Source organism: Rhizobium sp. SVR5-9E (assembly GCF_056755095.1).
On the sequence record NZ_JBNDHS010000176.1, the window covers coordinates 1 to 4,974 of the forward strand.

At 58.3% G+C, this 4,974-nt stretch carries 7 protein-coding genes; 3 read left to right on the forward strand and 4 right to left on the reverse strand.

What is annotated here, in order from left to right; translation table 11 throughout:
* Positions 1-135: 135 nt before the first annotated feature.
* Positions 136-384, reverse strand: coding sequence for a DUF982 domain-containing protein (locus ACPYOJ_RS33815; RefSeq protein WP_481420143.1), 249 nt, complete (start codon positions 382-384; stop codon positions 136-138).
* 411 nt (positions 385-795) lie between these two features.
* Here ACPYOJ_RS33815 and ACPYOJ_RS33820 point away from each other — a divergent pair, with 411 nt between their 5' ends.
* Positions 796-1,503 (forward strand): Crp/Fnr family transcriptional regulator, encoded by a 708-nt coding sequence (locus ACPYOJ_RS33820; protein ID WP_481420144.1) that lies wholly within the window; start codon positions 796-798, stop codon positions 1,501-1,503.
* A gap of 708 nt (positions 1,504-2,211) precedes the next feature.
* Positions 2,212-3,531 (forward strand): TadE/TadG family type IV pilus assembly protein, encoded by a 1,320-nt coding sequence (locus tag ACPYOJ_RS33825; RefSeq protein ID WP_481420145.1) that lies wholly within the window; start codon positions 2,212-2,214, stop codon positions 3,529-3,531.
* A gap of 368 nt (positions 3,532-3,899) precedes the next feature.
* Here the strand turns inward: ACPYOJ_RS33825 and ACPYOJ_RS33830 are convergent, their stop codons facing one another.
* Positions 3,900-4,103, reverse strand: coding sequence for a hypothetical protein (locus ACPYOJ_RS33830; RefSeq protein ID WP_481420146.1), 204 nt, complete (start codon positions 4,101-4,103; stop codon positions 3,900-3,902).
* 1 nt (position 4,104) lies between these two features.
* On the reverse strand, positions 4,105-4,359 hold the full coding sequence (locus ACPYOJ_RS33835) for a hypothetical protein (RefSeq protein WP_481420147.1): 255 nt from the start codon (positions 4,357-4,359) through the stop codon (positions 4,105-4,107).
* A gap of 217 nt (positions 4,360-4,576) precedes the next feature.
* Here ACPYOJ_RS33835 and ACPYOJ_RS33840 point away from each other — a divergent pair, with 217 nt between their 5' ends.
* Positions 4,577-4,828, forward strand: a complete 252-nt coding sequence (locus ACPYOJ_RS33840; RefSeq protein WP_481420148.1) for a PilZ domain-containing protein — start codon at positions 4,577-4,579, stop codon at positions 4,826-4,828.
* Here ACPYOJ_RS33840 and ACPYOJ_RS33845 read toward each other — a convergent pair.
* Positions 4,762-4,974: hypothetical protein (locus ACPYOJ_RS33845; protein ID WP_481420149.1), on the reverse strand; the 213-nt coding region annotated here is incomplete at its 5' end. The genes ACPYOJ_RS33840 and ACPYOJ_RS33845 overlap by 67 nt on opposite strands.

Consider the following 4,974-nt stretch of genomic DNA (forward strand, 5'->3'; position numbering starts at 1 on the left):
GACTAGTCGTCGGCAGCGTCAGATGTGTATAAGAGACAGGTTCAAGGTCAGATTGCCAGATCTTTTTTCGCCGTCAAGGCGCATTCTAAAGCGCCGCAGTCCAGCCAAAGAAGCGTAACAGCCTGCAAGAAACGATCAGTACCGTACCCCGAAGCCAGCCTCTCTGGCGGCGGCAATAAAAGCGGCTCGTGCCACCTCGTGGGTCATCCGGTTGTCGAGCGCGGCTAGACAAACTTCCTGTGCCCGAAGGAAAGCCTGGCCGGACGTGATGGGCCAGCTCGATGCTAGCAATGTCAGGGCTGCCCGTGTTCCTGTGATGACTTCGAACCGCGTACCGGGCCGCAGTTGCAATTCTACAATGGTGGCCCAGTGGCCGTCGTCCATAACCGCACCTCGTGAGACGATGAGGGGTTAACAACGGCGGCGCTGTTCGGAAGTTCCAGACTTCAGCCAAAACCGGCTGTCATCCGTGAGCTCTTGGTTCGCATGTCGTGGACGAAGAAAAAGCAGCGGTCGGCTCTCCTATCCCAGCAAGACCGGCCACGATATCATCCGGGGATGCAACACCCGACTGAACGAGCAGGATGGCCCTGGACAAAGCAGTCCGGCCGCATTCGGATTGGGGATCGACGTGGTTTGTCTTCAGCCAGTCACTGAGCGCGGATGTTGCAAGCTCTAGTACGATACCGGACAATCAGGTTTGTCGAGGCCTTTGATAAGGCGTAGTCTGCGACCTGGAACGGCAATGGGCGTCAGCCGCTCCCGCACAATCTGCTCTCGCCCTGGGAGCATGAAATGTCCAATCGCAACGCTACGGCTAATTTACTGATTGCCGCACTCGATGACGAGACAGCTTCGGCAGTCATAGAGGCGTCCGAGCGGGTCGATCTCTCCGTTCACTACCAGTTGGAAGCTCCGAAGAGGCCTATCAGCCACGCCTATTTTCTGGAGTCCGGCGTCGCCTCGATCATTACCCACGCGCCAGGTCACCTGCAAATTGAAATAGGGCTTGTAGGCAACGAGGGCATGGTTGGAACGTCGCTGCTGTCGGGGTACAGCCAATCCCCTCACGAAGCGCTCATTCAAATCAAGGGTTCTGCTCTCCGGGTGCCAGTGGCAGAGATGCGGGGGCTGGTAGATGCTAACCCTGCGCTCCAGTCCGTGCTCATCCGCTACATGCAAACCGTCCATGTGCAGCTCGCCGGGACAGCGCTCGCCAATGGAAGGGCGACCATACTCCAGCGCTTGGCCCGCTGGCTCCTGATGTGTCACGACCGGGTCGGCGATCCAGACCTGATGCTGACGCACGAGTTGATGGCCGTCATGCTCGGCATCCGCCGGGCTGGGGTCACCACCACCTTGCACCTTCTTAAAGGCGAGGGCCTGATCCGAACCACACGGGGCGACTGCATGATCACAGACCGCGCCGGTTTGATGACACTCGCCGGCGGGTTCTATGGCACTCCGGAAGCGGAATACGCGCGCCTGATCGGCGAAGGTTGACGGTCGTGCGACCAGGGCACCCAGGTGAAAGCGCGAACCCTGGCGCACTCGTGCCGCCGAGGCCGCGCTGCTCGAGCAAAGCCCTTCCGGTAACATCATTGTGCCGATCGAGTCAACGACCTGAAGGAATACGGGACTCGTCGCGGTGGAGGCAGGCGAGCCCCGCGTGCGGTGGCCTGGAAGAGGGCGCTTGCCAGGCCACCATAATGCCGTCCATTGCAGACAGCGTGCCAATGCTGGACCCGCGTGACGAAGGTCCACGGCTTTCAACTGGTGGAATTCCAAGAGGTTCCTGTACGGAAGGGTACAGTTCTAGCGAAGAGCGGTAGTCAGCGCCACGAAACTGCTGATAACTCCCGCAACCGCTGAAACCAGGCCAAGCGCTATCAGGACCCAAATCCTCCGGCCCAGCGCGCGCAATTCTTCCTGAGCTTCCAACTTCACGTGCTGATATTCTCGGTGAAAAGACTTATCGTCCATACATATGGCAGATAGGAACGGAGGCATTTGCGCCCATAGGACTATGGTCCTATGCTGAACCGTCGGCTTCAGTGCCGGCCAGCATCAATCTCCGCCCGACGCGAAAACTCAATGCCGTGCTGGTTTGCTTTTTGTCGGATACCGACAATTCGAATAGATGAAGCAACCAATCCTTATATTATTAGCAACTAATGTGTCCCGCGACTTAATTGGATCTGGGGCGCAAAAATGCGTGAATTTTTCAGCCGGCATGCCCATCGATTTGGTCGCGACGAAGGCGGCAACTTCGCAATCCTGACTGCGCTGGCAATGGTTCCGCTGCTCGGCGCGGCCTCCGTCGCGGTCGACTTCACCAATGCGAGTTTCGAGGCTGACAAGTTGCAGGAGTCGCTCGACAGCGCCGCGCTTGCGGCGGTGCGGCTTTTCGGCGAGGGCCACACCGAGGCGGAAGCCACCCAGCTGGCGAACGAAATGTTCGCCGGAGATTGGGACGTTTCCAACGGCAACGAGGAAGCCACGCCGGCGGCGCAACCTCCATCTCTGCACATCCTCTATTCCCAGGTGGGACAGCAGATCATGGCGGCGGCTGACTATGCGTTCAACTACCAGCCTGTGTTCCTGACGCGCTTGTCGTTCCCTATCTCCCGCCGCAGCAGCGCCTCTTACCAGACCGGCGCGGAAGCCTGCATTCTGGCGCTCCACCCGACGGCCGACCGCGCGTTCGAGGTCAGCGGCAGTTCCAAGGTCGACACCTCGGGATGCTCGATCACCGCAAACTCAAGCAGCAACGAAGCCATCTATGTCGGCGGCTCGGGGACCCTGAAGACGGAATGTCTTTACACGCCGGGCAAGGTGTCGGCGTCGCCGAGCAGCATCGACCTCGCATGCGGTCAAGCGCGCGAAAGAGCCTCGGCGGCCATCGACCCGTTCAAGCGCAAAATGCTGGCAGCCGGACAATGGGTGGACCTGTCCGGATGCGGACAGAACTTTGTCGGCGGCGGTGGTGGCGGCGGCAGCTGCAATGGCACAGGCAAGACGCCAAGCAAGCCGCCGGCGGGATATGCCGTGACGCTAAAGCCGGGGACGTACAACGGCCTCGAAATCAAGGGCAATGTGACGCTGCAGCCCGGCAATTACCTGATCGACGGTGGCACGCTGAAATTCGCCAGCCAGTCGGTCATCACCGGCGATCAGGTTACCTTCTTCCTGCTGAACGGTGCCGAGATCGACATCCATGGCGGCTCGACCTTCAACATCAGCGCCCCTACATCGGGTGCATGGGCTGGGTTCTCGATCGTCGCCGACCGCAACAATACCGCCCCTGCGGTCATCAACGGGAACAGCAACTCGCACCTCAACGGCATCATCTACATGCCGGCAGCCGAGGAAGTCCAGTACGCCGGCAATGGCGCGACGACGGGCGAATGCGTCCGCATCATCGCCCAGCAGATCACCATGACCGGCAACAGCACGTTCAAGCTGGATTGCAAGTCGGAACTGGCGAACAACCAGATCAACAATCCCGGCGCTATCCGGCTTGTCCAGTGAACGTGTGAAACCGGCGACGCGCATGACGGGGCGGCTATCCCAAGAAGCCGAACAGCGCCGCGAAGCTCCCGATGACGCCGGTTATGGCTGGCAACCCCCATCAGCAACCACATTCCGCAGCCGGGCTCGCGCGGCTCTCCCTGATCTTCCGGGTTTCAAGTGCTGATTTCCCCATAAAAAAATTATCTCGCCGTCATTGTGGGAAACAGCAAGGGCGAGGTTTGCGGCTATAGACATAAGCGATAGTGGACCGTCGGTCCAAAGGATCACGGAAAACCACTGTGGACCTGACGCGCCGGAGACCTGAAGGGAAACCGGATAGCACATGGCTAGAACACCCCTTCCATAGGATTGTCCTAGTGGCCTCGTTAAGCGAAGATATTGCCGTTGATCAATTCGATGACCTGTTCTCTCTCCAGACTGGTCAAAGCCATGTAAAGCTCGTCCGGAGTGAAACCGGAAGCAGAGAGCGGTATGCCGATATCAAACAGGCCTATCGGTTCCTCAGGGACAGCCTTCAGCGAGCGCAGGTGCTCCAGAATCGCCACTTTGGTTTCGTCTAATCGGCTCACGTCAGTCATATCCGGTGGCAGTGAGAAAGCTTTCAAACTCATCCTCGAGATCACCGCAGAGTGCGTCGTAATCCGCGATCTGCTTCTTAGGGTCTCCTTCGACGCGCAGCTTGTCGCGGTACCTAATGACGTCCGCGTAATTCTCGACAGCCTCGGTCCACCAATAGGCAGTGTTCGCACGGCGCCGCAGATGTGGGCGGCGCACCAGAAGGGACGCTAATCCGTACCTGAATTTGTCGAAGGGTCTGTGCTCCATACGTCCAGAACCTCTGAAGTGCACTTTAGCGCTGGCTGGGAACGTTTGGTAGAAATTTCAAAACCCTACGATATGCAACTCGGCGGTCGCCTGCGAATTGCTCGACACCAATGCTCTGAAGCTTCTGACGGCTCCATTCGAGATGGTACAGAGGCTGCATCTTAACCTTTGAGTGATTGCACAGGAATAGACTGTCAAGGCAAAGCATGGGGTGCCTATGGACAGCAGATCAGCTCACAGAAAACGGACATTCATCGGAGGCAAGATCCTGTTGAACGGCGGCGCAAGCGTGCTGGACTGTATCATCAAGGACATGTCCGATGGAGGGGCTCGGCTGGCTGTAGATGGAGCGCTCGCAGTTCCTCAAGAGTTCGATCTAAGACTGTCTGATGGCCGAGATTTTCATTGCAGCGTGAAGTGGAGGCAGATCGCTTCTCTAGGGGTCAGCTTTACTGCCTCAATGCGATGAGCATCCTGTAGCACGGTTCCGGAGGTCGGCGCGGCCGTGTAAAGTGGCGCGACGTTGAATGAAACCGGTTGACCTGCCACGGGTAATTTCCTCCAAAATTGATTAGAGTCCGGGCCATTGAAGGACGGACGCATGAAGAAGCAGAG

What these genes read in the sequence shown, in the direction of transcription:
- ACPYOJ_RS33815 (WP_481420143.1), bottom strand. Translation starts at nt 384, where the DNA reads ATGGACGACGGCCACTGGGCCACCATTGTAGAATTGCAACTGCGGCCC.
- ACPYOJ_RS33820 (WP_481420144.1), top strand. Translation starts at nt 796, where the DNA reads ATGTCCAATCGCAACGCTACGGCTAATTTACTGATTGCCGCACTCGAT.
- ACPYOJ_RS33825 (WP_481420145.1), top strand. Translation starts at nt 2,212, where the DNA reads ATGCGTGAATTTTTCAGCCGGCATGCCCATCGATTTGGTCGCGACGAA.
- ACPYOJ_RS33835 (WP_481420147.1), bottom strand. Translation starts at nt 4,359, where the DNA reads ATGGAGCACAGACCCTTCGACAAATTCAGGTACGGATTAGCGTCCCTT.
- ACPYOJ_RS33840 (WP_481420148.1), top strand. Translation starts at nt 4,577, where the DNA reads ATGGACAGCAGATCAGCTCACAGAAAACGGACATTCATCGGAGGCAAG.